This window comes from Streptomyces sp. NPDC018045 (genome assembly GCF_044327445.1).
Classification (GTDB): Bacteria; Actinomycetota; Actinomycetes; order Streptomycetales; family Streptomycetaceae; genus Streptomyces.
The window spans coordinates 49797-75352 of record NZ_JBIRFL010000023.1; the positions used below are offsets into that span (position 1 = coordinate 49797).

Here is a 25556-nt window from a genome sequence, read left to right on the forward strand (position 1 = left end):
GGCACGGCGCCCCGGGCGGGTGGGGCGCCGCACCGTGCGGCGGGTTCAGCGGCGGTAACGGCAAGAGGGTGTCCTGGTCAGCCCAGCACCGCGAGGGCGTCGATCTCGATGAGCAGGCCCTTGGGGAGGCCGACGTACACCGTCGTACGGGCGGCCGGTGCCTCCTTGAGGCCCTCGGCCTCGAAGTAGGCGTTGTAGATCTCGTTCATCTCGGCGAAGTGGTCGGTGTCGGTGAGGTAGACGCGCATCATCATGACGTCGTCCCAGGTCGCGCCGCCCTCTTCGAGGATCGCCTTGACGTTGGCGAAGGTCTGGAGGGTCTGCTCGCGCAGGGTGGGCCCGGCCGGGGTGGGGGCCTGGCCCTCGACGGCGGGCAGGAACCCGACCTGGCCGGCGACCTGGAGGAGGTTGCCCTTCTTGACGCCGTGGGAGAACTTGGCGGGCGGGGTGGTGTGGGTCGCCGGGGTGAGGGCGGTCTTCTCGGTCATGGTCAGGCTTCCTTCGTGTCTTTCAGCGGGGCGTTGCCGGAGTACTCCCGGCTGATGGCGTCCGCGGTGCGGCGTACCAGCGGGAGCAGCGTGAGGAGTTCCTCGGCCGTGACGACGACATTCGGCGCGGAGACCGACATGGCGGCGACGAGCCGGCCGTCCGCGCCGCGGATGGGGGCCCCGACGCAGTTGATGGACTCCTCGTGGCCGCCGAGGTCGGTGGCCCAGCCCTGTTCGCGCACCTTGGCCAGCTCGGCGAGGAACGCCGTGGCGTGGGGCGTGGAACGGGACGTGTAGAGGGGGTATTCGAGCTTTTCGGCGAGCGCGCGGCGCTCGGGCTCGGGCAGGTCGGCGAGGAGCAGCTTGGCGACGGCCGCGACGGTGATGGCGACCGGCTTGCCGATGCGCGAGTACATCCGTACGGGGTAGCGGCTCTCGACCTTGTCGATGTAGAGGACCTCGTTCTCCTCGTACACCGCGAGGTGCACCGTGTGCCCGCACTTCTCGTTCAGTTCGACGAGGTGCGGGTGGGCGATCTCGCGGACGTCGAGGTTCTCCACGGCCTGCTGGGCGAGCGCGAAGAGCCGGGCGCCGAGGCGGTAGCGCTGGTCGCTCTGGCGGTAGACCATGCCGTGCTCGTGGAGTGTGCGCAGCAGGCGCAGGGCGGTGGACTTGTGCACGCCGAGACGGCCCGCCACCTGTTCCAGGTTGGCCGGGCCTTCCGCCAGCAGGGGCAGGATGCTCAGTGCGCGGTCGACTGTCTGACTCATGGGGTACGGACCTCCACCCGTGGGTTGTGCACCCCGTGGCTGGTGGTGCCGCTGCTGCGGTCAGTGGGTGCGTCACCGTCGGTGGTCCAGCCGGGGCCGAGTCGCAGTCTCCCCCAGGCGGCGGGGTCGAGGCCCGCAAGGTGGTCGGCGAGCTCGCGGGTCGGGGGTGTGCCGACGTCGCCGGGGACGGTGAGGGAGGCGGCGGCCATCAGGTGGCCGTGCCGGATGCGGGCGAAGACGGGCAGCCCGCGGAGGGTGGCGGAGAGGAAGCCGGCGGCGAAGGCGTCTCCGGCGCCGACGGGGGCGACGACGTCGACGGCCAGCGCGGGGGCGGTGGTGACCGTGTCGGTGCCGTCGGCCTGGCGGGCGTGGACGGTGGCGCCGTGGGCGCCCTGTTTGACGACGAGGACGGCGGGCTCGGGCAGCGCCTCGCGTACGGCGTCGGGGCCGTGCAGGTCCCAGGCGGCCGCGGCCTCGTCCTCGCCGACGAAGACCAGGTCGCAGCGGCGGGCGAGGTCGAGGAGGAGGTCGGGGCCGCGTCCGGCGCGGTCCCGCCAGAGGCCGACGCGGTAGTTCACGTCGAAGGAGACGAGGGGGCGTCCGGGGGCCGGTGCGGTGAGGGTGCGCAGGACGTCCAGGCAGCTTTCGGACAGGGCCGCGGTGATGCCGGTGAGGTGCAGGATGCGGGTGTCGCGCAGGGCGTCGGCGTCGAGCAGGCCGGGGGACATGGCGGAGGCGGCGGACCCGGCGCGGTAGTACGCCACCTCGGCCTCGCCGGCTCGCGTCTCCGTGCCGGTGGCGCGTTCCCCGGCGGTGCGGAAGTAGACGCCGGTGGGACGGGCCGGGTCGCGCTGGACGTGGGAGACGTCCACGCCGCAGGCGGCGACGGCCGCGCGGACGTGGTCGCCGAAGCCGTCGGCGCCGACGCGGGAGATCCAGCGGGTGCGGTGGCCGGTGCGGGCGAGGGCGCAGGCGACGTTGGACTCGGCGCCGCCGATGCCGCGCTCGAAAGAGGGGACGTCGGCGAGTCGTCCGGGCCGGGTGGGCATGAAGGTGACCATGGTTTCGCCGAGACAGACGACATCGGCGCCCGGCCGGGTGGGCACGGCGCCGTCCGTGGCCTCGCTCCGGGCGGGCGCGGTGGCGTCCGTGGCCTCGCTCCGGGCGGGCGCGGTGGCGTCCGTCGCGTCGTTGCCGCCGGCGCTGACGTTGCTGGACGTGGTCACGATTTCCTGCACTCCTTTGCGTACGGGCTCGTTGAGCCGTTCCGCGACGTGTTACGCACCATTGACCCGGCGATGGCTCGGATGTTAGACAGCAGTAAGCGATATGCGCAATGGGTGTTGCACAGCGTGCAACAGGAACTTGAGGAGGCCCCCATGGCCGCCGCGCCCCACGCCGACCGCAGCGCCACCGGCGCCGCGCCCGGCGCCGACGCAGCCACCGCCGAGCGGCACGCGAAGACCCTCGCGGACGAGCGGGTCGACCACCGCTTCAAGGGTCTTCCCCCGGACGCCGCGGGCCGTACCGTCGGCGAACTGGCGGCCGAGCGACGGAACCTGTTCACCGGCGGCTTCACCACCCCCGTCCTCGCCCTGTCCGCCGAGTCGCTGGAACACAACCTGGCGCTGATGGAGACCTACGCCGAACGGCACGGCCTGGCCTTCGCCCCGCACGGCAAGACCTCGATGGCCCCGCAGCTCTTCGCCCGCCAGCTCGCGCGGGGCGCCTGGGGCATCACCGCCGCCGTCCCCCACCAGGCCCGCGTCTACCGCGCCTACGGCATTCAGCGGATCTTCCTCGCCAACGAGGTCGTCGACGCCGCCGCGCTGCGCTGGCTCGCCGCCGAACTGGACACCGACCCCGGCTTCCGCTGCGTCTGCTACGTCGACTCGCTGCGCGGCATCGAGCTGATGGACGCCGCCCTGCGCGAAGCCGGTGCCACCCGCCCGGTGGACGTGGTCATCGAGCTGGCCGCGGGCGAGGGCGCCCGGACCGGCGTCCGGACCGACGCGGAATGCGTCGAACTGGCCGACGCCGTGGCGGGCGTGGACACCCTGCGCCTGGTCGGCATCGCGGGCTATGAGGGCGAGGTGCCCGACGCGACGCACGAGCGGGTGACGGCCTGGCTGCGCCGCCTCCTCGCGCTCACCGTCGCCTTCGACCGGGCCGGGCGCTTCGCCGACCTGGACGAGATCGTGCTCAGCGCGGGCGGCAGCGCCTGGTTCGACGCGGTCGCCGAGGTCTTCGACGAGGCGCCCGAACTGTCCCGGCCGCTGCTGAAGCTGCTGCGCTCCGGCGCGTACGTCTCGCACGACGACGGCCACTACCGCCGCCTGACGCCCTTCAACCGCGTCCCGGACGAGGGCGCCCTCCGGCCCGCCTTCCGGCTCTGGTCCCAGGTCGTCTCCCGCCCGACCCCGGAGCAGGCGTTCCTGAACGCGGGCAAGCGCGACGCGGCGTACGACCTCGACCTGCCGCAGGCCCAGGCCGTACGGTCCGGCCGGGACGGCACCGAGCGGCCGGCGGACGGCATCACCGTGACCAAGCTGTCCGACCAGCACACCTGGGTCGCCACGGAGCGGGCCGGCGACCTGGAGGTCGGCGACTGGGTCGGGCTGGGCCTGTCGCACCCGTGCACGTCCTTCGACAAGTGGCAGCTCATCCCGGTGGCCGAGGCGGACGGCACGGTCGTGGACTACGTCCGTACGTTCTTCTGACGGTCCCCACGGCCTCTCGGGGCCACGGAACTTCGGCGCGGGGCACCACCCCCGAGCCCCGCGCCGAACGCCGGGGGCACCCCCGCCCCCGGCCGGCGCGCCCCACCCCGGGCGCGCCCGGGTCCCGCTCCGGCGCGTCCCCCCGACGCCGGAGCGGGGCCCGCACGCCCTGCCGCGCGGGGCGGCCCGGCCCGGCTCCGCAGGAAAGGCAGTTCGGTCATGGACACCGTGGTCCGCGACGTACGCGTCATCGACGGCTCCGGCACCCCCTCCTACCGGGCGGACGTCGCCCTCGCCGGCGGCCGGATCGCCGAGATCCGCCGGGAGACGGGCGCGGGGCCGCGCCCCAGCGCCCCCCGCGTGGTGGACGGCGCGGGGCTGGCCCTCTCCCCCGGCTTCATCGACATGCACGCGCACAGCGACCTGGCGCTGCTGCGCGACCCGGCGCACGAGGCGAAGGCGGCGCAGGGCGTCACCCTCGAAGTCATCGGCCAGGACGGCCTGTCGTACGCGCCGGTCGACGACCGCACGCTCGCCGAGGTCCGCGCGCAGATCACCGGCTGGAACGGCGGCGGCTCGGACATCGACTTCACCTGGCGCACGGTCGGCGAGTACCTGGACCGCCTGGACCACGGCTTCGACGGACAGGGCATCGCCGTCAACGCGGCGTACCTCATCCCCCAGGGCACGGTCCGGATGCTCGCCCTCGGCTGGCAGGACCGCGCGGCCACGCCCGACGAGATCGCCCGGATGCGGCGGCTCGTCGCCGAGGGCATGGAGCAGGGCGCCGTCGGCCTGTCCTCCGGCCTCACCTACACCCCCGGCATGTACGCGGACGACGCCGAACTCACCGAGCTGTGCCGGGTCGTGGCCCGCTACGGCGGCTACTACTGCCCGCACCACCGCTCGTACGGCGCGGGCGCGCTCGGCGCGTACGAGGAGATGGTCGGCCTGACCCGGCAGGCGGGCTGCGCCCTGCACCTCGCCCACGCCACCATGAACTTCGGCGTGAACAAGGGCCGCGCCCCCGAACTCCTCGCCCTCCTGGACCGCGCCCTGGCGTCCGGCGCCGACATCACCCTCGACACGTACCCGTACACGCCCGGCTGTACGACCCTGGTCGCCATGCTGCCGAGCTGGGCGAGCGAGGGCGGGCCCGAGGCGATCCTGGGCCGGCTGCGGGACGACGCGGCGGCCGAACGCATCCGGCACGTCATGGAGGTGGAGGGCGCGGACGGCTGCCACGGTGTGCCGATCGAGTGGGACACCATCGAGATCTCCGGCGTCTCGAACCCGGCGCTGGAGGGGTACGTCGGCAGGACGGTCGCCCGCTCGGCGCTCGAACGCGGCGAGGAGCCCTGGACGACGGCCCGCCGGCTGCTGGTCGAGGACCGGCTCGGCTCGACGATCCTCCAGCACGTCGGCCACGAGGAGAACGTCCGCGCGATCATGCGCCACCGGGTGCACACCGGCGGCAGCGACGGCATCCTCCGGGGCCACAAGCCGCATCCGCGGGCATACGGCACGTTCCCGAAGTACCTGGGCACGTACGTACGGGAGCTGGGCGTGCTGTCGCTGGAGGAGTGCGTCGCGCACCTGACCTCGCGCGCCGCCGCCCGGCTGCGGCTGCCCGACCGCGGCCTGGTCCGCGAGGGTTACCGCGCCGACCTGGTCCTCTTCGACCCGGACACGGTCGCCGCCGGGTCCACCTTCGAGGCGCCGCGCACCCTGCCGACGGGCATTCCGCACGTCCTGATCGACGGCCGGTTCGTCATCGAGGACGGCCGGCGGACGGATGTACTGGCGGGGCGCTCGGTGCGCCGAACGCGCGTCTGATCAGGCGTGTCAGATCATCACCGTCGACCGCTACGCCCAGCGCGCCCAGGGCGCGGGCGGCTTCCTGGCGGGACGGTGTGACCCGGCCCGCGTAGAAGACGACCGGGCCGGTGTACCGCTCCTCCCGGCGCAACGCCTCCACGTGCAGGAAGCCGGCCCGGTCGTCCGTGCCGCGGGCGATGTCGGAGATGATCAGGGACGGCGTCCGGTCGGCGATGGCGGCGTCGGCGGTACGGGAGTCCTCGGCGCATTCGACCGTGGCCCCTCTGTGCCGGCACCAGGCGGCCAAGGCGGTGTTGTTCTCAGGGTGGTCGTCGACCCAGAGGATCGTACGGCCGGCGAAGGGCTTGGCGGGGGGCAGGGATACGGACGAGCTGCCGTACCCGGTCACGTCGGGTTCCGTCTCGTTCATCCCGGTCTGCCCAGGCGCCCTCGCCGCCCCGGGGTCCGGCTCCCGCTGCGGCAGCGTCACCAGCGCCGGGCCGCCCTCCCGCAGCCTGCGCACCAGCTCCTCGGAGCGTGGCAGGCCGAGCAGGCCGTCGAGCAGCGAGTTGAACGCGGGGTCGGCGGCCATGTCGGGGAACCCGGTGGGGAGTTCGCGCTCCAGGCGCGCCAGCGCCGCGCGCGGATCCGACGGGTCGGGTGCCACGTCACGCTGCTCCAGGAAGGCGTTCACCAGTGGCCGTACGTCGTCGGGGAGGGCCGCCGGGGCCCGCAGCAGCGTCCGTACCCGCCGGTACGTACAGAAGTCCGCGATCACATCGCCGCTGTCGGCGCCCGGCGGGCTGGTCATCATCCGGTAGAAGTCGGCGTAGAAGTACTGGATCAGCAAGGTGCGGAGCACGGCCTCCGGCGGGTGGTCCGCCCACATCGGATTGAGGGTGGCCTCCAGGACGAAGCCGTTGACCAGCCGTTTGATGCGGCGCGGGTTACGGGCCGAGCGCTCGGCGAGCAGTGCGACCAGCGGCTCGTCCAGCAGCCGCTCGATACCGGCGGTGCGCGCGCACCACTTGATGTACTCCTGTACGCCCTGGCCGTCGGCCACCGGGACGCGGTAGCTGGTCTGGAAGATCTTCTCCATGAACGTGGCGCCGGCCGGTGACAGGTCGCGCAGCAGACCGTTCGGTCCCATCGCCGAACGGTCGCAGCCGACGACGAACGCCAGCCCCGGCACGTCCAGGTAGACCTTGACCGCCTCGCACACCGCGAGCACCGTCTCCTCGGAGCAGCGGTCCAGGTCGTCGATGAAGACCACCAGCATCCGCCGCGGTGAGTAGTCGGCGGTCTCGGCCCATTCCCGGGCCAGCTCGCGGATGGCGTCCCGCATCTCGTTCCGGGCCTGGGAATTGACGGACAGATTGCTCCACAGCTCGTTGACCAGTCCGCTCGCGCCCAGCGGGCCGGCCACCACGGCCGCCAGTGCCCGCAGGACGCGCAGCAGCGCCCGCTGTTCGGAGGCCCGGTGCAGGGCCCGCCGCAGCAGCCTGCGGTCGAAGCGCATCAGCACCGACTTGATCAGCCCTTCCAGGGCGTCCGCGCCGGTCGAGGTCCAGGCGTTGTACCAGACGGTGTGCACCTCGGGCGCCGCGGTCAGCTCCGCGTCCACCAGCCGCATCAGGCTGCTCTTGCCCATGCCCCACCCGGCGTCGACGGCGAGCGTGAACGGGGTGGAGGCGCGGGAGGCGACCAGCAGATCGGCGAGCCGCCGGGCGGCGCGGCCCGCGTCCAGCAGGTCGGTGCCGGCCGAGTCCACCGGCTCGTCGTTGAGCAGCGCGAGGCGCTGTCGCGCGGATGCCGCCATGTCGCCCCCGTGGTCGGTGTCCGGGCCCGGCCGCCGCGCCGGGCCCACGGCACCGGCGCCCAGTGCCGTATCGGGCGCCACACCGTGCGCCCACCCGCCGGGAGCGTACGGCAGTACGCGCCTTGGCGGAGGCGGGTCGCGCACACTGCCACCCTGGGCCGGGCCCCCCGCCCGGTCACGGCGGGTGAGCAAGCCCACACCACGAGCCGTCCAGGGTGAACAAAAACACCAGGCGGGGCGTGTTACGCGCCCGTATGGTGGCTGGCATGCAGGTGATCCAGTCAACGAAGCTCGCCAACGTCTGCTACGAGATCCGGGGTCCGGTCCTTGAGGAGGCGATGCGGCTCGAAGCAGCGGGTCACCGCATCCTCAAGCTGAACACCGGCAATCCGGCGGCGTTCGGATTCGAGTGCCCGCCGGAAATCCTGGAGGACATCCTCCGTACGGTCGGCACCGCCCACGGCTACGGCGACGCGAAGGGGCTGCTCTCCGCCCGCCGCGCGGTGATGCAGCACTACCAGACCAAGGGCATCGAGCTGTCGGTCGACGACGTCTATCTGGGCAACGGCGTCTCCGAGCTGATCCAGATGTCCATGCAGGCACTGCTGGACGACGGCGACGAGGTCCTCGTACCGGCCCCGGACTACCCGCTGTGGACCGCCTCGGTCTCGCTGTCCGGTGGCACGGCGGTGCACTACCGCTGCGACGAGCAGGCGGACTGGATGCCGGACCTGGCCGACATCGAGCGCAAGATCACCGACCGCACCAAGGCCATCGTCGTCATCAACCCGAACAACCCGACGGGCGCCGTCTACGACGACGAGCTGCTGCGCGGCATCGCCGAGATCGCCCGCCGGCACCACCTGATCGTCTGTGCCGACGAGATCTACGACAAGATCCTCTACGACGGCGTCGCCCACACCCCGTTCGCCGCGATCGCCCCCGACCTGCTGACCCTGACCTTCAACGGGCTCTCGAAGTCCTACCGGGTGGCGGGCTACCGCAGCGGCTGGATGGCGGTCTGCGGCCCGAAGGCGCACGCCGCCTCCTACATCGAGGGCCTGACGATCCTCGCCAACATGCGGCTGTGCGCCAACATGCCCGCGCAGCACGCGGTGGCCACCGCCCTCGGCGGGCACCAGTCGATCAACGACCTGGTGCTGCCGGGCGGCCGTCTGCTGGAGCAGCGGGACACCGCCTACGACCTGCTCACCCAGATCCCGGGCGTCACCTGCACCAGGCCCAAGGGCGCGCTGTACGCCTTCCCGCGGCTGGATCCCAAGGTCTACAAGATCAAGGACGACCGGCAGATGGTGCTGGACCTGCTCCGCGCCGAGAAGATCATGATCGTGCACGGCACCGGCTTCAACTGGCCGGAGCCGGACCACTTCCGTCTGGTCACGCTGCCGAACAAGGACGATCTGACGGACGCGGTGACCCGCATCGGCAGGTTCCTGGACGGCTACGGACAGTACTGAGCGCGGGGGGGGCGCAGGCGGGGAGTACGTCCCGGGAAATGTCACCCGTACGCGGGCTGTACGGATCACAACTTTAGACACTGTCTAAGCTAGGATGGTCTCCTAGCCGTTGAGCGTTGCCAGGAGGCCGTCCCATGTACGAACCGATCCGCACCAAGTCGGTCCACTCCATGGCCGCCGACCAGGAGGTCCCGCACCGTTCCCGCACGGAGGAACTGGACATCCGGCTCGCCGGTCATCTGACCGCGCTGCTCACCGTCACCGACGAGCTGCGCACCACCGTGCCCGGCCCCGCCCTGGACGACGCCGCCGAGCGCATCGCCGAGCAGGTGACGCGGCTGCGCGGCGGGACCTACCCGCTGCGGGCCGCGCCCACCGGCGGCGGCGACCCGGCCCGAGCGCCCCGACTGCACCGGCGGGCCCGGATGCTCGCCGGGAGCGCCCTGGCCGTCGCCACCTCGCGCGGTGACGCCGCGGCCGCCGCGCTGGCGGCGGAGCGCATGGAGGCACACGAAGCCGACGCGGCGGTGCAGGAGCTGGCCACGGCCTGATCCCGGGTTGCGTACGGGAGCGGGGGCGCCGCTCGTGGGAGCGCACTGCCTGTGGGAGCGCACCGGCTGCGGGAGCGCACCGACTGCGCCTGGCGGAGCGTGCGGCCGTCGGGGCGCACCGGCTGGCGGAGCGCGGGGCCGCTGAAGCGCACTTCTCGCCGGAGCGCGGGGTTGCCGGAGCGCGGCCCCGTCCGCCCGCCGGGCGGAGGCTGTGGAACAAAGACGGCCGGAGTCGCGTGTTCGTGCACGCGGCTCCGGCCGTCGATCGTGGCGGCCCGGTCGGTGCCGGGCCGTTTCGCCGTACTAGCCCAGTCGGCGTACGAGCGCGTGGTACTCGTCCCACAGCTCCTTCGGCGTGTGGTCGCCGAACGTGTTCAGGTGTTCGGGGATGAGCGCCGCCTCGTCGCGCCACACGTCCTTGTCGACGGTGAGCAGGAAGTCCAGCCCGGCGTCGTCCAGGGCGAGGCCGTCGGTGTCCAGCGCCTCCCTCGTCGGCAGGACGCCGATGGGCGTCTCGACACCTTCGGCCTTGCCGTCCAGGCGCTCGACGATCCACTTCAGCACGCGGCTGTTCTCGCCGAAGCCCGGCCACACGAAGCGGCCCGCCGCGTCCTTGCGGAACCAGTTGACGTAGTAGATCTTCGGCAGTTTCGCCGGGTCCTTGTCGGCGCCGACCTTGAGCCAGTGGCCCATGTAGTCGCCCATGTTGTAGCCGCAGAACGGCAGCATGGCGAACGGGTCGCGGCGCAGCTCGCCGACCTTGCCCTCGGCCGCCGCGGTCTTCTCGCTCGCCACGTTCGCCCCGAGGAAGACACCGTGCTGCCAGGTCAGCGACTCGGTCACCAGCGGCACGGCGCTGGCGCGGCGGCCGCCGAAGAGGATGGCCGAGATCGGCACGCCCTTGGGGTCCTCCCACTCGGGCGCGATGATCGGGCACTGTCCGGCCGGGACGGTGAAGCGGGCGTTGGGGTGGGCCGCCGGGGTGCCGGACTCCGGCGTCCAGTCGTTGCCCTTCCAGTCGGTCAGGTGCGCGGGCAGCTCCTCGGTCATGCCCTCCCACCACACGTCACCGTCGTCGGTCAGCGCGACGTTGGTGAAGACGGAATTGCCCCACATGGTCTTCATGGCGTTGGCGTTGGTGTGCTCGCCGGTGCCGGGGGCGACGCCGAAGAACCCGGCCTCGGGGTTGATCGCGTACAGCCGGCCGTCCTCGCCGAAGCGCATCCAGGCGATGTCGTCGCCGATGGTCTCGACGGTCCAACCGGAGATCGTGGGCTCCAGCATCGCGAGGTTGGTCTTGCCGCAGGCGCTCGGGAACGCGGCGGCGACGTACTTGGCCTCGCCCTGCGGCGGGGTGAGCTTGAGGATGAGCATGTGCTCGGCGAGCCAGCCCTCGTCGCGCGCCATGACCGAGGCGATGCGCAGCGCGTAACACTTCTTGCCCAGCAGGGCGTTGCCGCCGTAGCCGGAGCCGAACGACCAGATCTCACGGTCCTCGGGGAAGTGCGAGATGTACTTCGTGGAGTTGCACGGCCACGGCACGTCGGCCTCGCCGTCGGCCAGTGGGGCGCCGAGGGTGTGCACCGCCTTGACGAAGAATCCGTCCTCGCCCAGTTCGTCCAGGACGGCCTGGCCCATCCGGGTCATGGTGCGCATCGAGACGGCGACATACGCCGAGTCGGTGATCTCCACGCCGAGCGCGGAGAGCGGGGAGCCGAGCGGGCCCATGCAGAACGGGACGACGTACATCGTCCGGCCGCGCATCGCGCCACGGAAGATGCCCTGCTCACCGGTGAAGATGTCGCGCATCTCCGCCGGGGCCTTCCAGTGGTTGGTGGGGCCCGCGTCCTCCTCCTTCGCGGAGCAGATGAACGTGCGGTCCTCGACCCGGGCCACGTCCGAGGGGTCGGAGGCGGCGTAGTACGAGTTGGGGCGCTTGATCGGGTCCAGCTTCGTGAAGGTGCCCTTCGCGACGAGCTCCGCGCACAGGCGCTCATACTCCGCCTCGGAGCCGTCGCACCACACGACACGGTCCGGCTCGGTGATGGCTGCGATCTCGTCGACCCAGGAGAGCAGTTCCTGGTGGTTGGTCGGTACGGGGGAGGGAGCCGCGTTGTCGCGCGCCACGATCGCTCCTAGATGAGGGTTCGGGTCGGACCACTGTCCGCTCATATGCCGGCAGAGCCCGCTTCTGAAGTTGCCTGCCCCTTGGGGGCTGCGACCCGGATGCTTCGCGACCGCTCATCCGGTGCCGACCGCACTCATTTGATCATCCGATCCCGATCCGCATCTGTCCAGAGGAGGTCCTCGTGACCGTCACCACTTCCGGACCAATCCGTAACTTACGGTCGCGTAGGTAGCATTGCGGCCATGACTTCCGCGCCCGACGCCGCCGAAAGCCGCCCTTCCTCCGTGACCAGCGCGGCCGCCGACACTGTCTCCGCGGTCGCCGCGGTGGCCGCACCACTCAAGCCCAAGCTGCGGGGCTGGCTGCACGCGGGAATGTTTCCCGCCGTCCTCATCTCCGGTGTGGTGCTCACGGCACTGGCCGACAGCACCCGCGGCCGGATCGCCTGCGCCGTCTACACCCTCTCCGCCTGCCTGCTCTTCGGCATCAGCGCCCTTTACCACCGCGGCAATTGGGGCCCGCGCACCGGCGCCCTGCTGCGGCGGCTGGATCACGCCAACATCTTCCTGATCATCGCGGGCACCTACACCCCGCTGACCATGCTGCTGGTCCCCGGCGGCCGCGGCCAGGCCCTCCTGTGGGCCGTGTGGGCGGCCGCCCTCGCCGGCATCGCCTTCCGCGTCTTCTGGGTGGGCGCGCCGCGCTGGCTCTACACACCCTGCTACATCGCGATGGGCTGGGCGGCCGTCTTCTTCCTGCCCGACTTCCTGCGCAAGGGCGGCATCGCCGTACTCGTCCTCGTCATCGTCGGCGGCCTCCTCTACAGCGCGGGCGGCATCATCTACGGCATCAAGCGCCCCAACCCCTCACCGCGGTGGTTCGGTTTCCACGAGGTCTTCCACTCCCTGACCCTGGCGGCGTTCGCGGTGCACTACGTCGGCATCTCACTGGTGGCCTATTCGCATACCTGAGGCACCCGGCGCGGCACCCCGACCGCCGGGAACGCCCTTCCCGCCGCGCGGTCCGGCACCCCCGCCCCGCTGACGAATGCCCCCGCTGCCCGTACGTGGCCGTGGCCGTGAGGCCGCGGCCACTTGCCATGTCAGGGCCGCCACCCCGGCCAGGACCAGCGCGACCACCGCGGCCGTGCCGCCGACGAGGAACCCTCCGACGCACAGCGCTGCCGCGAACACGACGAACACATCAATCGCGGTACGCATACCCGCAACACCCCCTCCAAGAATCACTGACGGTGACCTTGCCCTTGTCAAAGCGTTACACACGCCACTGACAGACAAGGGAGCATCAGGAAATGTCGCGGGACCGGCACGCACCGGCCCGCGGACCCCGGAGCCTCCGGCCGGGCGGTGCCCGACAATGGCGCTCATGGCCTCAGCACAGAAACCCGCCGGTCAGGCCGGTGTCCCCGCGATCGGGCTGCGGGAGCGGAAGAAGATCCAGACCCGGCGGGCGATCCGCCGGGCCGCCTACCGGCTCTTCGAGGAGCAGGGGTACGACGCGACCCCCGTGGACCGGATCGCCGAGGCCGCCGACGTCTCCCCCAGCACGGTCTTCCGCTACTTCCCCGCCAAGGAGGACATCGTGCTCACCGACGCGTGCCACCCGCTCCTGGAGGCGGAGCTGCGGGCCAGGCCCGCCGGCGAGCCGATGGCGGAGTCGATGCGGCACGTGGCCGTCGAGGCGCTGCGGCGGCTCTCGGCCGAAGAACGTGCCGAGCTGGCCCAGCGCGCCCGGCTCATCCGGGAGGTGCCCGCGGTCCGCGGCCGCACGGCCGAGAACACCGCGCGGGACAGCGCGACGCTCAGCGCCGTACTGGCGGAACGGACCGGCCGGTCCCCCGACGACCTGGAGGTCCGGGTGATCGCCACGGCGGTCCTGGCGGCCCTCCAGGAAGCCCTGACGTACTGGGCCGCGAACGGCCTGCGGGACGACCTCGGCGCACTCGTCGGCCGGAGCATGGACGTGCTGGCGCGGGGACTGAGGCTGTGAGGGCCGCCGGGCCCCGGGGCGAAGGGATGCGGCCCGTGTGACCCGTACAGCCCGTACGTGCCATGCGCCTGTATGGCCCGTACGGCCGTGCGGGCCGCGCCACCCCGGAGGGAGTGACGCCCGCACCCCTCAGCCGTGCAGCTTCTCGCTCAGCTCCTCGGGGGCGGTTGTCGGGCGCTCGCACGTGAAGTGGCGGCAGACGTACGCGGCGGGCCGGCCATCGACCAGCGGGCGGTCCTTCAGCAGCGGCACCTCCGCCGTACCGGGCTCCCCGAGGGCGACCACCGCACCGGGCGCGGTGCCCAGGAGGGCGGCGCGGTGCAGCGCCCGGGTGGCCGGGTCGCCGTCCGGGCCGACGACCGCGACCTCGCGCGGCCCGTCCAGCGCCGCCTCCGCGACGGCCAGCCCCCACCCGATGAAGCGCGGCGCCCGGCCGCTCAGCGCCTTGACGACGCCCAGGGCGCGTTCGGCGGCGTCCCGGTGCGGGCCGCTGCCGGTCAGCGCCGCGTACGACAGGAGAGCGCCGGCGGCCGCGGTCCAGCCGGACGGCGTGGCGTTGTCGGTGGGGTCCTGCGGCCGCCGGATGAGCTTCTCGGCGTCGTCGGCGGTGTCGTAGAGCGTGCCGTCCTCGGCGGTGAAATGGACGAGCACCGTGTCCAGGAAGAAGCCGGCGAACTCCACCCAGACCCCCTCCCCGGTGACCGAGGAGAGCGCGACGAAGCCCTCGGCGACGTCCGCGTAGTCCTCCAGGACGCCGGTGTTGGCGCCCGCCACGCCGTCGCGCGAGGTGCGGTGCAGCCGCCCCTGCCAGTCCATGTGGACGCGTACGAGCAGGTCGGCGGCGTCCGTGGCGGCCTGCACGAGATCCGGGCGGTCGAAGTAGGCGCCGGTCTCGGCGAGGGCGGCGATGGCCAGGCCGTTCCAGGCGGCGACGACCTTGTCGTCCCGGCCGGGACGCGGCCGGGCGTCCCGGGCGGCGCGCAGCCGCTCCTTGATGCCCGCGATCCGCGAAGCGTCCACCAGGTCGTCGGTGTCCGGGAGTTGCAGGACCGAGGCGCCCTCCTCGAAGGTGCCTTCCCGTGTCACGCCGAAGTAGTGCGCGGCGATCTCGGCGTCCTTCTCCCCCAGGACGTCGCGCAACTGCTCGGGCGTCCATACGTAGTACGCGCCCTCGACGTGCCGGCCACTGCCGTCGTCGGAGTCGGCGTCCAGCGCGGAGGCGAATCCGCCCTGGTCGGTCCGGAGTTCGCGCACCATGAACTCGGCGGTCTCGACGGCGACGCGGCGGGCCAGGTCCGACCCGGTGGTGCGCCACAGGTGCGCGTACGTACGGCACAACAGCGCGTTGTCGTACAGCATCTTCTCGAAGTGCGGCACCGTCCAGGTGGCGTCCACCGCGTAGCGCGCGAAGCCGCCGCCGAGCTGGTCGTAGATCCCGCCGCGGGCCATCGCCTCCGCGGTCGCCTGCACCATCTGCAGAGCCGCTTCGGACTGCGTACGGGCGTGGTGGCGCAGCAGGAACTCCAGCGCCATGGACGGCGGGAACTTCGGCGCTCCGCCGAATCCGCCGTGCACGGCGTCGAAGTCGCGGGTCAGCGTCAGCAGCGCGGTGGCCAGGTCCTCCGGGCCCGGCGGCACCGGGTCGCCCTTGGCCAGCGATTCGGAGAGCGACCGTGCGGACAGATCGGCGACGATCCGCCCGGCGACCTCGCCCACCTCGTCCCGGCGGTCCGTCCAGGCGCTCCGCACACCGTGGAGGACCTGCGGGAAGGACGGCATCCCGTGGCGCGGTACGGGCGGGAAGTACGTACCGAAGTAGAACGGCTCGGCCTCGGGCGTCAGGAAGACGGTCATCGGCCAGCCGCCCTGCCCGGTGGCGGCCTGCACGGCCTCCATGTAGACGGCGTCCACGTCGGGCCGCTCCTCGCGGTCCACCTTCACCGGCACGAAGTGCTCGTTGATCAGTGCGGCGACACCCTCGTCCTCGAAGCTCTCGTGGGCCATCACGTGACACCAGTGGCACGCCGAGTAGCCGACCGACAGCAGCACGGGTACATCACGCCGCCGCGCTTCCTCGAAAGCCTCCGGTGTCCAAGGCCACCAGTCGACCGGATTGTCAGCGTGCTGAAGCAGATAAGGCGAGGTCACACCAGCCAACCGGTTCATACGATCCAGCCTCTCACAGTGCCCCGACCCCATCGGCGAAGTCCGCCCGGCCTGTGTCCCACCCGACCGAGGCGCGGTGGTGCGCCATCGCGTGGTGAACGACAGCTCCCCGATCATCACCACTCGCCCGGGACAAGAAATCGGTTGAGGCGCTTCGCTGGGCCGACCGTGCCACGACAAGGGAAACAGGCCGATGCCGGATCGTCTGGCGTTCTTCGGCATCAGGCGCCCCGGCAGCACAGGACAGTAGGCTGGGAGCAGCGGCTCAGGCGATCGCCGCGATGTCCCCGTCGTCGAAGTAGATGGCCTGGTGCAGCCGCCCGCCGAGCGCCACAGCGAAGCGGGCGAGGACGTCTTGGCCGGAGATGTGTCCGCGCTCGATCTGCGACACCCGCCCCTTGGTGACACCCATTCGGTCGGCCACGTCCTGCTGCGTCAGCCCACGGGCCCGTCGCAGTTCCGCCAGGCGACGGCCGGTCGTCTCCGCGAGGAGTTCCTCCTTGCCCGCTCGTACGGCGTCCTCGCCACCGGCGCGAGCGACATGTCCAGCGCGAATGCCCTGCCAGCGGGTGTATCCACTCACGGTAGGCCGCCTTCTTCCCGGGCTCGGTCCCTTACGTAGGTCTTGTAACGCTGCTCGGCCAAGGGAATCGCTTCCTCGTACCATTCGGTCCACCGGCCCGACTTGTCGCCTGCGACCGGCAGGATGCTGCTGCGCCACGGGTCGAAGGCGAAGAGGATGCGCACGGTACCGGGGCGCAGCTCCTTCAGATTCACCATCGACGAGCCATGAATGGTGTCGACCAGCGGACGCCCCAGCCCAGGACCTCCCTCAGCCAGCGCGTCAAGGGCCTGGACCACCCGAGCAAGCACCGCTCCGTCGAGACCGTCGATCCAGTCGCGGACCTCGTCGATGAGGAAGATCTCCCACTCAGCGCTCACACTCAGTGCTCCCACTCAGCGCTCACACTCAGTGCTCCCACTCAGCGCTCACCGGGCAAGTACAGCTATCGCTATACCCTCCGACCGCTGATCGGCTCCAGCAGTCGGAAAAACCCCCGCAATGGATACCCGAGCGCCGGAGCGGGGAGTTATCCACAGGCCTGCCGGAATTCGCGCGGAAGCGGAAGACTGTGGGTACGGAACGGATCACCGCGGGCCGGGACGGGGGGAGCTGCCCCGGCCGTCGGGGAGTGCTGGGAGGCCGGGGATTCCGGGAGCACCGGAACCTGCCGGGACGCTGGGAACTGCAGGAGGGGGAAGGCATGGCGGGCTCACCGGCTGTGCTGCGGGACAGTCACCGGGCGGATGCGGAAGGGCTGCTGTCACGGGCCGTCGAGGAGGAGGTCCGGCGTTCGGGCGGGACCCTGGACCGGGGCGTCCTGCTGGCCCGGGCCCGCGCGGTGCTGGACGATCTGGTCGGCTCGGCGTCCGAGGAGTACGGCGCGTACGTGCACGCGCTGGACGAGTCGGCGGCCGGGCAGCGCCCGCTCTCCGAGCGCCTGTCGCGCAAGGAGCTGAGCACCCCCGCGGTGGCCACCGCGGTCGCGGCGGTCGCCGCCTTCGGCGCGGACCTCGCGTTCGGCACCAGCCCCGGCACGGCCCTCGGCGTCGGCGCCTCGGTGGTGGCCGCGGGCGCCGTGGCGACGGTCGTGAAGCTGACGGCAGGGCACTGGCCCGCGGCCCACCGGCAGGCGGGAATGCGCGGCCAGCCGGGCGGCCCCGAGCAACTGCGGCTCCAGTGGCTGACGGCGCTGGAGGTGCGCGGCGTCCGGCCGTTCCTGGACCAGCAGCGGATGCTGACGGCGGCGACGCGCGGCAGCTCCTCCAGCGCGCCCGCGGGCCCCCGCAACAGCCGGGTGCCACAACTGCGCGGCGCGGACCGCAGCGCGGCGGCCCGTCAGCGGTCCGTGCTGGAGCAGTCCTTCTCCCATCTGCCCCGGCCGGAGCAGCCGTTCGCGGGGCGGCGGGCCCATCTGGCGCAGATCGCGCGGTGGGTGCACGCGGCCCGCGCGAGTACGGAGACCCGGCCGACGGTCGTGGTGCTGCACGGCGAGCCCGGCTCGGGGCGTACGGCGCTGGCGGTGCGGGCCGCCCACCAACTGCGTGACCAGTTCCGCGGCGCGTGCGTGGTGGACCTGCGCGGGGACACCCCGGGCGAGACGCCGCTGCCGACGCGGGACGCCCTGCTGCACCTGCTCAACCGGCTCGGCGCGCCGCGCGAGCAACTCCTGTTCCGTGAGCGGCCCTCCCAGGAGCAGCACGTCAAACGGCTCACGGAGCTGTACCACAAGCACCTGACGGGCCTGCCCGTGACGGTCCTGCTGGACGACGCCCCGGACCCGGAGCAGGTGCGCCTCCTGGTGCCGGACCGCTCCGACAGCCTGGTGCTGGTGACGACCCGCGAGCCCATGGAGCTGCCCGGCGATCTGCAGGCGTGGGTGCACCAGCTACCGGTGGGCGCGCTGGACTCGGCCGGCACCGAGGAGCTGCTGCGGGCCGCGGCGGACGAATCCGAGGGCGAGACCGGACCGTACGACCACCAGTCCGTCGAGCGGATTGCGCAACTGTGCTCGGGACTGCCGCTGGCGCTGCGGGTGGCCGGTTCGTCGCTGGGCCCCCGGTCGCCCGCCACGCTCGCGGCGGACCTGGAGGAGAGCGCCGCGCGCTGCCCGGCCGCCGGAGGCCGGGCGACCCCGACCGAGGCGGCGCTGTGGCTGCGCTACAACGACCAGCCGGAGACGGCCCGCCGGCTGCTGCGCCGGCTGGCGCTGGTGGGACGGGCCAGCCTGGGGGCGGCCGCCGCGGCGGCGCTGCTGGGCGTGGACGTACCGGAAGCCGAGCGGACGCTGTCGGCGCTGGCCGCCGCGGGCCTGATCGAACACGTCCGCAGCGACCGTTTCCGCCTGCACGCCCTCGTGCACCACTTCGCCCACGCCCGCCTGCTGGACGAGGAGGACCCGGCCGAGCGCAGCACGGCGCAGGAGCGGCTGATCCGCAGTTACGCGGAGCTGGCGGACTCGGTGATCCGCCTGGTGGACGGCCGTACGTCCACCCGCGCCGACCGCTTCGGCTCGCACGGCTTCACCTCGCTGGACGCGGCGCTGCGGTGGCTGGACGACGAGACCAGCTTCATCACCGCCGCGCTGCGCCACGCCGACCAGGACGTGGACCAGGCGACCGTCTCCCACCTGCTGGGCGCACTGGCCGACTACTGCCTGCTGCGCGGCGACCTGTACCGCCTCGGCGAGCTGAGCGAGCTGACCAAGGCCGCCGACCGGGGGCTGCTCGTGCGGTCCGTGCAGTGGCGCACCGGCGTCGCGGCCCGTCAGCTCGGTGAGCTGGACAAGGCGCGTACGACCCTGACGTCGGTGGTCGACCTGTATTTCGAGGCGCAGCACCCGGTGGGCGCCGCGCGGGCCCTGCGCGACCTCGGCATCACTCTCCAGCAGCAGGGCAATCTGACGGAGGCCGCGGCCAAGCTGCGCGAGGCCATGGCGATGCAGTCCGGCCCGGACGTGCGCGGTGACCGGGCATGGACGCTGCACGCGCTGGCGGCCGTGGAGCGCGACCGCGCGCAGGTCGCGGAGGCGCTGGCGCTGCTGCGCGAGTCCCTGGAGCTGCACCGGGAGAGCGAGAGCCTGCACGGCCAGGCGTGGGCGCACTTCCAGCGCGGCCAGGTGTATCTGCGGATGGGTGAAGTCCCGGAGGCGGAAGGCGAGTTCCACGCGGCCCTGGATCTGTACGGCCGTACGCGCGACGACCGCGGCGAGGCGTGGGCGATGACCCAGCTCGCGCGGGCCCGGCTGGTGGACGGCGACCCGGATCCGGCGGTGGACCGGCTCCGCCAGGCCCTGCCCCTGCACCGCCGCTACGAGGACGCCCGCGGCGAGGCGTGGACGCTGTACTACCTCGGTCAGTCGCTGGAGGAGCAGGGCGACCTGGACGCGGCGCTGCGGCATCTGGAGCGGTCCCGGACGATGTTCAGCCGGATGCAGGACGGCTACGGCCTGGCCTGCGCCCGGCACCACTCGGGGCGGGTCACCCGGGACCTGCGGGCCGCGCAGACCGGCTCGCTGCGCAACAGCGGCTTCGCCCGGCAGCTCCTCCAGGACGCCCGCAAGGACTTCCAGCGGATCGGTGTCCCGCACGGGGAGGCGTGGTCCTGCCTGGAGCTGGTGATCATCGACGCGGGCAACGGCCGGACCGCGCAGGCGCTGGAGCTGGCCGACGAGGCGGCGCGGACGTTCGCCGGTTACGGCGACCGGCGCGGTGAGGACTGGGCCCGGTTCCTGCGCTGCACGCTGCTGCCGTTCGCCTCACCGGGCGGCTCGGTGGTCGGCACGGCGGTCGCGCAGGAGGAGCTGGTCCGGCTCGCGCGGGACGGGCACCCCACCCGCGATTCGAAGGTGGAGGACTGCGCGGAGACGTTCGGGCTGCTGCTGGAGCGCGGCGTCGAGCCGGAAACGGGGTGGGAGGCATGGCGGCTCGGCATGGTTCCGAACCGCCACGCGCGCGAGGTCATGGGGGTGTCCATACCCTCGACGCAGTGACGCCGGACGGGCGGTGGACGATCCCACCCCGCCCGGCGTCCGGGGACCCGCTCAGCCCGCCTTGGGCTGCGCCTTCCCCGAGGGCCGGCTCTTCGCCTGGCTCTTCGCCGTGCCCTTGGCCGTCTCCGCGCCCCCGGAGGCGGCGGGCGTCTCCGGGGTCTCCTGGAAGTCGACCTTCTTCATCTGCTTGTTCATGGACTTCATCAGCAGCCATACGGCGCCGCCGATGACCGCGAACACGATGAAGCCGAGGACGCCCGGGGTCACCTTGTCCTTGTCGAAGCTGTCGGCAAGGGTGACGAAGTGCGTCACGGCGAGGGTGCTAGTCGCGCTCATCATGGAATCAATTGTTGCGGATGCCCGCGAAGAGGTCGTCCTCGGGGAGGGACGTGTCGACGAGCGACTTGGCCAGCTCGTACTCCTCCGTCGGCCAGACCTCCCGCTGGATGTCCATCGGCACCCGGAACCAGCCGCCGTCGGGGTCGATCTGCGTCGCGTGCGCGATCAGCGCCTTGTCGCGGATCTCGAAGAAGTCGGCGCAGGGCACGTACGTGGTCAGCGTGCGCTCGCGGCGCTCGAAGTCCTTCCAGCGCTCCAGCCACTCCCCGTACGGGGACTCCAGGCCGCGCTCCAGCAGCGCCTCGTGCAGTGCGACGGTGCGCGGCCGGTTGAAACCCTGGTTGTAGTAGAGCTTCTGCGGCTGCCAGGGCTCGCCCGCCTCCGGGTACTTCTCCGGGTCGCCGGCCGCCTCGAAGGCCACCATCGTGATCTTGTGGGTCATGATGTGGTCGGGGTGCGGGTAGCCGCCGTTCTCGTCGTAGGTCGTGATGACCTGCGGCTTGAACTCACGGATCAGCTTCACCAGCGGCTCGGCCGCGGCGTCGACGTCCTGGAGGGCGAAGCAGCCGTCGGGCAGCGGCGGCAGCGGGTCGCCCTCGGGCAGCCCGGAGTCGACGAATCCCAGCCACTCCTGCTTGACACCCAGGATCTCCCGGGCCTCGTCCATCTCCTTCTTCCGCACTTCGTGGATGTGCTCCTCGATGTACGGATCACCCTGGAGCTTGGGGTTGAGGATGGAGCCGCGCTCCCCACCCGTGCAGGTGGCGACCAGCACGTCCACCCCCTCGGACACGTACTTGGCCATGGTGGCCGCGCCCTTGCTCGACTCGTCGTCGGGATGGGCGTGGACTGCCATCAGTCGAAGCTGCTCAGTCAAGACTCGATCCTCAGTGAAAGGCCGGAGAAGATGTTTCCTATAGTGACCGAAGCGCGGGGCGATTAATTCCGGAGCCCCCGGGCAGGAGGAGCGATCATGACCGCGGTGCGCGAAGGGCTGCCCGACGGACGCTACGGCCGCTCCGCCGATCAGCGCGCCGACCGCAAGCTGAAGATCATCGGTGCCGTGCTGGGCGCGGCGCTGCTCGGCGTGGTCGGCTGGTCCGGATTCTCCTACATCTCCGGGCAGGACCTCAGCGGCCGGGTGATCACCTGGAACCGCGTCTCGGACAGTGCCGTCAAGGTGCATCTGGAAGTCGTCAAGGGCAAGGACGACACCGGCGTGTGCACGCTGCGCTCCCAGGCCGACAGCGGGGCCGAGGTGGGGCGCAAGGACGTCACCGTCGATGCGCCGAAGGAGCAGGTGGACGTCGAGGTCACGATCCGTACGACGGCGCGGGCGACCAACGCCGTACTGGTCGGCTGCACGTCCTCCGGTAGCTGACGGGGAGCCGGGAGGCCGAGACGGGACCGGAGGCCGCAACCGGGACCGGCAACCGACCGGCGCCGGGCCGCCCGCCGCCCGTCCCCACTGGCTCCCCCCCGGCCGTCCCCGAGGCCCGTCCCGAGCCCCGCTCCCGGCCGTTGTCCCGGTGTGTCGCCGGGCCCGGTCCGGGGCGGCGCGCTGACCGGCCACGATCCGGCCCGATGACGTTCCCGGTGAATTTCCCTTCCCCGTTTTGTGCCGGAATTGTTAGGCTCGTGGTTTCGCCCACCCGTGGAGGCGCAGCCTTCCTGGTAGGGCGTTTGATTTATCCCCAGCACCGACGAGGAGCACCTGTGACCCAGACCAGCGACAACGTCACCTGGCTGACCCAGGAGGCGTATGACCAGCTCAAGGCCGAGCTGGAGTACCTGTCTGGTCCCGCACGCGCCGAGATCACCGAGAAGATCGCGGCGGCCCGCGAGGAAGGTGACCTGAAGGAGAACGCCGGGTACCACGCGGCCAAGGAAGAGCAGGGCAAGCAGGACCTTCGGATGCGCCAGCTCAAGCAACTGCTGGAGACGGCGAAGGTCGGCGAGGCGCCCGCCGCCACTGGTGTCGTGGCCCCCGGCGCGGTCGTCACCATCGCGTTCGACGGAGACCCGGACGACACCCTGACGTTCCTGCTGGCCTCGCGGGAGTACGCGAGCTCGGAGATCGAGACCTACTCCCCGCAGTCCCCGCTGGGCTCCGGTGTGAACGGCAAGAAGATCGGTGAGACCGCCGAGTACGAACTGCCCAACGGCAAGAAGGCTTCGGTGAAGATCCTCGAAGCCAAGCCGTACACGGGCTGACCGTCCGGCGGCGCCCGCCCGTGACCGGCGGCGCCCGCCCGGAGCCCGACGACGACCGGCCCGGAGCCCCAGCGGCTCCGGGCCGGTCGTATCTGCGTATCCCCGCCCCGCGCCCGCCTCAGGCCGCGGCGGACCGGTACTTGCGTACCGCGAGCGTGCGGAAGACGACCAGGATCAGCAGGGACCACAGCACCGAGGCCAGGACCGGGTGCTGCATGGGCCAGGCGTCCGGGGTCCTGAAGCCGGGTGGCAGGTTGCCGAACAGTTCACGGGCGGCCTGGACCGTGGTGCTGAAGGGGTTCCACTCGGCGATGTGCCGGAAGACCGTCGGCAGTTTGTTGGAGTCGACGAAGGCGTTCGAGATGAACGTCAGCGGGAAGAGCCAGATCAGCCCGCCCGAGGTGGCGGCTTCCGGTGTCCGTACGGACAGGCCGATGAGCGCGCCGATCCAGGAGAACGCGTAGCCGAGCAGGAGCAGCAGGGCGAAGGCGGCGAGGACCTTGCCGATGTTCTCGTGCGCGCGCCAGCCGATGAGCAGCGCCACGAGGGCGAGTACGACCATGGTCAGTGCGGTCTGCACGAGGTCCGCGAGGGTGCGGCCGGTGAGGACGGCGCCGCGCGCCATCGGCAGCGAGCGGAACCGGTCCACGAGGCCCTTGTGCATGTCGTCGGCGATGCCCGCGCCCGCTCCGGCGGTGGCGAAGGTGACCGTCTGGGCGAAGATGCCCGCCATCAGGAACTCGCGGTAGGTCTGCTGGGAGAGGGAGCCGCCGACCTGGATCGAACCGCCGAAGACGTACGTGAAGAGCACCACGAACATGATCGGCTGTATCAGCCCGAACAGCACCACCTCGGGAATCCGGCGCATGCGGATCAGGTTCCGCCGGGCGAGGACCAGGGAGTCGCTCATGGTGCTCATGACGTCTGCTCCTTACCGGCGCCGGGCCGTCGGGACCCCGGGGTGGGGCCCGGCCGAGAGGGGCGGGCACGATGCGGGGGCCGCGGCGCGCGGATCGGAGCGCGCTCGGCGACGGCCAGGGGGTGCCGGACGGACCGGCTGACCGCGCCGCGCCGCTTCGGTGCGCCGGCCCGCGGCGTCGTGTGCGTGACGGTGCTCATTGGGCACCCTCCTTGGTGTCCTGGGCGCCCCGGGTCCGTTCCGGCGCCCGGCGCGACGGCCGTCCCGCGGGCCCGGCGTCGTCCGCGCCACCCCCGTTCCCGCCGCCCCCGCCTGCGCCGTACCCGTGCCCGCCCTCGCCGTTCTTGCCGTTCTCGCCGTTCTCGCCGTTGTCCTCCGCGACCTCGGCGGCGTGGCCGGTCAGCGCGATGAACACGTCGTCCAGGGTCGGCCGGCGCAGCCCGATGTCGTCGATCTCGACGCCCCGTACGTCGAGTTCGCGGATGACCTCGGCGAGCAGCTTGGCGCCGCCCGTCACCGGCACCGTGATCTTGCGCGTGTGCCGTTCGACCTTGCTCTCGCCCTTGCCGAAGCCGCGCAGCACCTCGTTGGCCGTGGCGATGTGCTCGGCGGCGTGCACGACGACCTCCACCCGCTCGCCGCCCGTGCGGGCCTTGAGTTCGTCGGAGGTGCCGCGGGCTATGACCTTGCCGTGGTCGACCACGCAGATGTCGTGCGCGAGGTGGTCGGCCTCTTCCAGGTACTGGGTGGTGAGCAGCAACGTCGTGCCGCCGGCGACCAGGTCCTGGATGACCTCCCACAACTGCTGGCGGTTGCGCGGGTCCAGGCCGGTGGTGGGCTCGTCCATGAACATCACGGGCGGCCTGACGACCAGCGCGGCCGCCAGGTCCAGCCGGCGCCGCATACCGCCGGAGTAGGTCTTGGCCGGCCGGTCGCCGGCGTCGGCGAGGTGGAAGCGTTCCAGGAGTTCGGTGGCCCTGGCCTTCGCGTCGCGCCCGCTCAACTGATAGAGCCGGCCGACCATCGTCAGGTTCTCACGGCCCGTCAGATACTCGTCCACGGCGGCGAACTGGCCGGACAGGCCGATGAAACGGCGTACCGCGTCGGGATGCCGGAGAACGTCGATACCGGCGACGACCGCGGTGCCGCGGTCCGGTCGGAGGAGGGTGGTCAGGACCCGTACGGCGGTGGTCTTGCCCGCGCCGTTCGGGCCCAGCAGTCCGAGGACGGTTCCTTCGGGTACGTCGAGATCGACGCCGTCCAGAGCCCTCACCTTGCCGAAGGTCTTCACCAGACCCTCGGCGTAAATGGCGCCTGGCATGTGGGTACTCCCAAGGTATGGGTTGACTCCAGGAAGAATTTTACTTTCACCGGGTATGAGCCGCTCTATGGGGATATACCCGGCACCCAGGGCGCACCGAACCACACGGCAGCCCCCCGTTGGACCCGGACCCTACCGCGTACGCGATACATCGCGACATACGCTGGATGGCGCTTGCGCCCGCGCGGCGCCTCAGCCGCGCGCCGCGGCGCACCGGCACACGTCGGACACCGGCCCTCTGAATCCGTGCCCGACCGGAACC

Annotated in this window: 21 protein-coding genes; 9 read left to right on the forward strand and 12 right to left on the reverse strand. The window is 71.9% G+C overall.

Translation table 11 applies throughout. The features are described 5' to 3' along the window. Positions 1-77 precede the first annotated feature (77 nt). From ACH4EB_RS31505 to ACH4EB_RS31515, 3 genes are read right to left on the reverse strand one after another with little or no spacing between them, the layout of a single operon-like run. Positions 78-488 carry a RidA family protein gene (locus ACH4EB_RS31505; protein WP_398351501.1) on the reverse strand — a complete coding sequence of 137 codons (411 nt, stop codon included), beginning with the start codon at positions 486-488 and terminating at the stop codon, positions 78-80. 2 nt (positions 489-490) lie between these two features. Further along, positions 491-1258 carry an IclR family transcriptional regulator gene (locus tag ACH4EB_RS31510; RefSeq protein WP_398351503.1) on the reverse strand — a complete coding sequence of 256 codons (768 nt, stop codon included), beginning with the start codon at positions 1256-1258 and terminating at the stop codon, positions 491-493. Beyond that, positions 1255-2319: a sugar kinase gene (locus ACH4EB_RS31515; protein WP_398351576.1), complete on the reverse strand. Its 1065-nt coding sequence runs from the start codon at positions 2317-2319 to the stop codon at positions 1255-1257. The genes ACH4EB_RS31510 and ACH4EB_RS31515 overlap by 4 nt, the downstream gene beginning before the upstream one ends. Before the next feature lie 318 nt (positions 2320-2637). Between ACH4EB_RS31515 and ACH4EB_RS31520 the strand changes: the two genes are divergently transcribed. Beyond that, a complete protein-coding gene (locus ACH4EB_RS31520) occupies positions 2638-3978 on the forward strand; it encodes an amino acid deaminase (RefSeq protein ID WP_398351505.1) in 1341 nt (446 codons plus the stop codon). A gap of 219 nt (positions 3979-4197) precedes the next feature. Continuing rightward, a complete protein-coding gene (locus ACH4EB_RS31525; RefSeq protein WP_398351506.1) occupies positions 4198-5814 on the forward strand; it encodes an amidohydrolase family protein in 1617 nt (538 codons plus the stop codon). Here ACH4EB_RS31525 and ACH4EB_RS31530 read toward each other — a convergent pair. Further along, complete coding sequence (locus tag ACH4EB_RS31530) at positions 5750-7615, reverse strand: P-loop NTPase fold protein (RefSeq protein ID WP_398351508.1); 1866 nt, start codon at positions 7613-7615, stop codon at positions 5750-5752. The two genes, ACH4EB_RS31525 and ACH4EB_RS31530, sit on opposite strands and share 65 nt — an antisense overlap. A gap of 266 nt (positions 7616-7881) precedes the next feature. Here ACH4EB_RS31530 and ACH4EB_RS31535 point away from each other — a divergent pair, with 266 nt between their 5' ends. Both ACH4EB_RS31535 and ACH4EB_RS31540 read left to right on the forward strand, forming a co-directional pair. Continuing rightward, the gene (locus ACH4EB_RS31535; RefSeq protein ID WP_398351509.1) at positions 7882-9093 is read left to right on the forward strand and encodes a pyridoxal phosphate-dependent aminotransferase; all 1212 of its coding nucleotides are present in this window, start codon (positions 7882-7884) and stop codon (positions 9091-9093) included. Positions 9094-9227: 134 nt separating this feature from the next. Next, positions 9228-9644 carry a hypothetical protein gene (locus tag ACH4EB_RS31540; RefSeq protein WP_398351510.1) on the forward strand — a complete coding sequence of 139 codons (417 nt, stop codon included), beginning with the start codon at positions 9228-9230 and terminating at the stop codon, positions 9642-9644. A 303-nt stretch (positions 9645-9947) separates the two neighbouring features. Here the strand turns inward: ACH4EB_RS31540 and ACH4EB_RS31545 are convergent, their stop codons facing one another. After that, on the reverse strand, positions 9948-11771 hold the full coding sequence (locus ACH4EB_RS31545; RefSeq protein WP_398351512.1) for a phosphoenolpyruvate carboxykinase (GTP): 1824 nt from the start codon (positions 11769-11771) through the stop codon (positions 9948-9950). Between the two features lie 243 nt (positions 11772-12014). Between ACH4EB_RS31545 and ACH4EB_RS31550 the strand changes: the two genes are divergently transcribed. Both ACH4EB_RS31550 and ACH4EB_RS31555 read left to right on the forward strand, forming a co-directional pair. Continuing rightward, entirely contained in the window at positions 12015-12743 is a 729-nt protein-coding gene (locus tag ACH4EB_RS31550; RefSeq protein WP_398351514.1) for a hemolysin III family protein, read from the forward strand. A 406-nt stretch (positions 12744-13149) separates the two neighbouring features. After that, the gene (locus ACH4EB_RS31555; protein ID WP_398351516.1) at positions 13150-13782 is read left to right on the forward strand and encodes a TetR family transcriptional regulator; all 633 of its coding nucleotides are present in this window, start codon (positions 13150-13152) and stop codon (positions 13780-13782) included. Between the two features lie 129 nt (positions 13783-13911). Here the strand turns inward: ACH4EB_RS31555 and ACH4EB_RS31560 are convergent, their stop codons facing one another. The 3 genes from ACH4EB_RS31560 to ACH4EB_RS31570 all read right to left on the reverse strand — a co-directional run bounded on the left by ACH4EB_RS31560 (position 13912) and on the right by ACH4EB_RS31570 (position 16890). Further along, on the reverse strand, positions 13912-15948 hold the full coding sequence (locus tag ACH4EB_RS31560; protein ID WP_398351517.1) for a thioredoxin domain-containing protein: 2037 nt from the start codon (positions 15946-15948) through the stop codon (positions 13912-13914). A gap of 265 nt (positions 15949-16213) precedes the next feature. Then, positions 16214-16531: a helix-turn-helix domain-containing protein gene (locus ACH4EB_RS31565; RefSeq protein WP_398351519.1), complete on the reverse strand. Its 318-nt coding sequence runs from the start codon at positions 16529-16531 to the stop codon at positions 16214-16216. Beyond that, entirely contained in the window at positions 16528-16890 is a 363-nt protein-coding gene (locus ACH4EB_RS31570; protein WP_398351520.1) for a type II toxin-antitoxin system RelE/ParE family toxin, read from the reverse strand. The genes ACH4EB_RS31565 and ACH4EB_RS31570 overlap by 4 nt, the downstream gene beginning before the upstream one ends. A gap of 323 nt (positions 16891-17213) precedes the next feature. Here ACH4EB_RS31570 and ACH4EB_RS31575 point away from each other — a divergent pair, with 323 nt between their 5' ends. Further along, a complete protein-coding gene (locus tag ACH4EB_RS31575) occupies positions 17214-20501 on the forward strand; it encodes a tetratricopeptide repeat protein (protein WP_398351522.1) in 3288 nt (1095 codons plus the stop codon). A gap of 51 nt (positions 20502-20552) precedes the next feature. Here the strand turns inward: ACH4EB_RS31575 and ACH4EB_RS31580 are convergent, their stop codons facing one another. Beyond that, on the reverse strand, positions 20553-20840 hold the full coding sequence (locus ACH4EB_RS31580) for a hypothetical protein (RefSeq protein WP_398351523.1): 288 nt from the start codon (positions 20838-20840) through the stop codon (positions 20553-20555). A 4-nt stretch (positions 20841-20844) separates the two neighbouring features. Next, positions 20845-21717: a mycothiol conjugate amidase Mca gene (gene mca, locus ACH4EB_RS31585; protein WP_398351524.1), complete on the reverse strand. Its 873-nt coding sequence runs from the start codon at positions 21715-21717 to the stop codon at positions 20845-20847. Between the two features lie 96 nt (positions 21718-21813). On the opposite strand from mca, the gene ACH4EB_RS31590 reads away from it, so the two are divergent. Then, positions 21814-22221, forward strand: coding sequence for a DUF4307 domain-containing protein (locus ACH4EB_RS31590; protein ID WP_398351525.1), 408 nt, complete (start codon positions 21814-21816; stop codon positions 22219-22221). A 335-nt stretch (positions 22222-22556) separates the two neighbouring features. Further along, positions 22557-23054 carry a transcription elongation factor GreA gene (greA, locus tag ACH4EB_RS31595; protein ID WP_398351526.1) on the forward strand — a complete coding sequence of 166 codons (498 nt, stop codon included), beginning with the start codon at positions 22557-22559 and terminating at the stop codon, positions 23052-23054. 118 nt (positions 23055-23172) lie between these two features. Here greA and ACH4EB_RS31600 read toward each other — a convergent pair whose 3' ends face one another. Both ACH4EB_RS31600 and ACH4EB_RS31605 read right to left on the reverse strand, forming a co-directional pair. Then, positions 23173-23973, reverse strand: coding sequence for an ABC transporter permease (locus ACH4EB_RS31600; RefSeq protein ID WP_398351527.1), 801 nt, complete (start codon positions 23971-23973; stop codon positions 23173-23175). 196 nt (positions 23974-24169) lie between these two features. Further along, the gene (locus tag ACH4EB_RS31605; protein WP_398351528.1) at positions 24170-25294 is read right to left on the reverse strand and encodes an ATP-binding cassette domain-containing protein; all 1125 of its coding nucleotides are present in this window, start codon (positions 25292-25294) and stop codon (positions 24170-24172) included. Positions 25295-25556 lie beyond the last annotated feature (262 nt).